The sequence below is a fragment of the Sulfurihydrogenibium yellowstonense SS-5 genome (assembly GCF_000173615.1).
GTDB lineage: Bacteria > Aquificota > Aquificia > Aquificales > Hydrogenothermaceae > Sulfurihydrogenibium > Sulfurihydrogenibium yellowstonense.
In genome coordinates, this window is the sequence record NZ_ABZS01000171.1 from 1 (window position 1) to 3,630 (window position 3,630).

Sequence of the window (3,630 nt, forward strand, 5' to 3'; positions counted from 1 at the left end):
TGAGGTTGATGTAGGTTGCACTGTTTGCAAGGGTAAAGGATGTAGGGTTTGCAAAAATACAGGATGGCTTGAAATTCTTGGTTGTGGAATGGTTGACCCAAACGTGTTTAAAGCTGTCGGCATAGACCCAGAGGAATATACCGGCTTTGCTTTTGGGCTTGGAATAGAAAGAATAGCAATGCTTAGATATCAAATAACAGACATCAGACTCCTATTTGCAAACGACCTAAGATTCAACCTTCAGTTTAGAGGTATAGAATGAAAGTCCCTTACTCGTGGATAAAAGAGTTTATAGATATAGACATTCCGGTCTCAGATGTAGTAGCAAAGCTAAACACTACAGGCATTGAAACAACTTTTTATAAATTTGGGCAGTATATTCCAAATCTAACAACTGTAAAAGTTTTATCAGTAATAAAACATCCAGAAAAAGATAAGCTTTATATCTGCAAAGTTAGCGATGGCAGTAGAGAATATCAAATCATAACTGGTGCTGACAATGTAAAAGAAAATGATGTTGTAATTCTTGCAAAGGTTGGAGCTGTAATAAAAGGAAGAGAAATAAAGCTAGTATCTTTTGGTTCTTATACTTCAGAAGGAATGCTTCTATCATTGGAAGAGCTTGAAGTAGAAGAGAAATCGGAAGGTATTTTTATATTAGACGAAAACACACCTGTAGGAGCAGACCCAAATAAGATTCTTGGTCTTGGAGAAGACTATATCTTAGAGATAGAAATTACGCCAAACAGAGGTGATGCGTTAAGTGTTAGAGGGCTTGCAAGAGAGATCGGAGCTATTTTTAATCTAAAAAGAAAAGAGATTCAGCCAAAACCTGTTTTAACAGACAAAGAAATACCTATTAATATTGAAACAGACAAAGTTTATAGGTACATTGGAACAACCATAAAAAATGTAAAAATTAAAAACTCACCCCTTGATATTAGATTAAAACTTATTAAATCCGGTATATCTGTAATAAACAACATCGTTGATATTACTAACTATGTATTACTTCAAGAAGGGCAGCCGCTTCATGCTTTTGACCTTGATAAGCTTGAAGGTGGTATAACAGTTAGATATGCGAAAGAGGGTGAAAAAATAATCACCTTGGACGGTCAAGAAAAAGAGTTAAAACCTACCGATGTAGTAATAGCTGACGGTAAAAAAGCCTTAGCTATAGCCGGCGTTATTGGTGGAGAAAACTCCAAGATTGATGAAAATACTAAAAACATCTTGCTTGAGGCAGCAGTTTTTGACCCGGCAAGCGTTAGAAAAACATCAAAAAGACTTGGAATTTTAACAGATTCTTCTTACAGATTTGAAAGAGGTGTAGATGTAGAGCATACATCAAAAGCATCAAACTTTGCAACCTACTTGATTTTAAATTTAGCCGGTGGAGAAGTTGAAGCTTATAAAGATGTCTACGTTAAACCTTACACACCAAAAACGGTAGTATTAAAGCCAGAGCTTGTAGGAAAAATTCTTGGTGAAAAAATCGATGCGTCAGAGATTAAATCTATTTTAGAAAGATTAGAAATACCTACACAAATTCAAGAAAATCAAATCAATGCTGAAATTCCACCCTTTAGAGCTTATGACTTAGAAAGACCGATTGATTTAGTTGAAGAAGTAGCAAGAATTTATGGTTATGACAACTTTACACCAACTTATCCAAGAGTTCCGGTTGAAGCGTATGAAAAATCTTTATATTATGACTTTGATAACAAGGTAAGAACTTACTTTTTAGATAATGGATTTACAGAAGTTTTAAACTACACTTTCACATCAGAAGAAATCTACAATGCATTAAAACTTCCTATTCCTGAGATTAAAATAACTAACTATATCTTAAAATCCCACAGCATTTTAAGAGATAGGATTGTGGTTAGCCTGCTTGAAAACCTAAAAGAAAACTTAAGATTTGGAAGAAAAAACTTATCTATTTTTGAGCTTTCATCTACATTCTTTAAGGATTTTGAAGAGATAAGAGTAGGATGTTTAGCAGTTGGAAAGCTTGTTGATGGGTTTAACTACACAGAAAAAGAAAGAAAACTTAGCACAACTCACAGTTGGAACTTTTTAAAGCTAAAAGGTGTAGTAGAAAATCTGCTTAATAAGCTTGGAATCAAAAACTATCAGTTCATAGATGAAAACATAGAAGTATTCTTACATCCATACGAATCTGCAAACATACAGGTAAATGGCTATGATATAGGATTTATTGGAAAAATCCATCCTGAGATAGCACATAAGCTTGAAATACCAAAAGATACTTACGTAGCAGAGTTAAAATTAAGATATGTTCCAAGAGAGATTGAAAAGGAAAACTTGCTGGATGGATATCTTTACACGTATTATCTTAAAAAAGAGCCGGTAGTATTCCAAGAACTGCCAAAATTCCCATCAGCTTACAGAGACCTTGCCTTTGTAATTGAGGAAAGTGTAAAGGTTGGTAAATTTAAAGAAGATATATTAAAAGCTTCTAAATATGTTAAAGAAGTTAAACTTTTTGATGTGTATTTCTTGTCTGAAAATAAAAAAAGTGTTGCCTTTAACGTTGAGTTTTTCAATCCGGAGAAAAGCTTGTCTGACGAAGAGGTCAATATCATAGTTGAAGAAATTTTAAATAAACTTAAATTAAATTATCCTGATATTAGTTTAAGAACTTAGGAAGGAATCAGGAGCTGAAAGATTTGAAGATAAATTTAATTTTATATAAATTACATAAGGCTTACCTGCGGGGTGCGATAGGGATGGTGTAGATTTTTCTGGGCTATAGACAAAGAAAAGGGAGGTCTATATTCTGTAAAGACCGGGTAGCTTCTCTACGAAGCTCGAAGGTCTTACAGTGCGACCACCCACTTATTGGGGCTGTGCTCAGAGCATGGCTAACCATCCCGTCGGCTTCTGTGGGGGCCTTTTTCAGCCCTGACCTTCCAAGAAATTGGGAGGTCGCATTGAAAGAAGAAATAAGAAAAAAGATACTTACAAAGAGAGAAATTTATTCAGATTGGGAAGAGGATTCTCTTAAAGTACTAAAAAACCTTCTAACCTTATCGTGGCTTTTTGACTATAATGTATTTATGCTCTACTATTCCCACAGAAAAGAAGTTGACACAAAACCTATAATCAACCATCTATTAAATCTTTCTAAAATCGTACTACTTCCAAAAGTTAAAGGACCCGATATTCTACCTATTCAAATTCATGATTTAGAAAATTTGTATATTGGTTACGGCGGAATAAAAGAGCCAAGAGGGAATGTTTATGAAGGAAAAATTGACGTAGTGGTCGTTCCGGCTGTAGCCTTTGATATACATGGGTACAGATTAGGCTACGGAAAAGGTTATTATGACAGATTTTTGTCAAAAATTGAACCGGTTATTAAAGTTGGTTTGGCATTTGATTTTCAAATTTTAGACAAAATTCCACATGACCCTCATGATGTCAAAATGGACTATATTATTACACCCACACAAATTTACAAAACAAAAAAGGAGGATTAAAAATGACAGAAATATTAGTTGGTTTATCTTCTGCAATTTTGGCAGGCGGAGCCGGATTTTATGCAAGCAAAATAACCAATCGAGAAAAAACTAAAAGAAAAAGAAGAAGAGTATAAAAAAGTAT

Annotated in this window: 3 protein-coding genes; all 3 read left to right on the forward strand. The window is 34.2% G+C overall.

Annotated features, from left to right (window positions below; genetic code table 11):
- On the forward strand, positions 1-262 hold a 262-nt coding region (locus SULYE_RS06925; RefSeq protein WP_007547890.1), incomplete at its 5' end, for a tRNA ligase subunit PheS family protein.
- A complete protein-coding gene (pheT, locus tag SULYE_RS06930) occupies positions 259-2,670 on the forward strand; it encodes a phenylalanine--tRNA ligase subunit beta (RefSeq protein ID WP_007547891.1) in 2,412 nt (803 codons plus the stop codon). The genes SULYE_RS06925 and pheT, both read left to right, overlap by 4 nt.
- Positions 2,671-2,957: 287 nt before the next feature.
- A complete protein-coding gene (locus SULYE_RS06935; protein ID WP_007547892.1) occupies positions 2,958-3,506 on the forward strand; it encodes a 5-formyltetrahydrofolate cyclo-ligase in 549 nt (182 codons plus the stop codon).
- Positions 3,507-3,630 lie beyond the last annotated feature (124 nt).

Excerpts from the sequence above, each read along its gene's own strand:
- pheT (WP_007547891.1), top strand. The coding sequence starts at position 259 with ATGAAAGTCCCTTACTCGTGGATAAAAGAGTTTATAGATATAGACATT.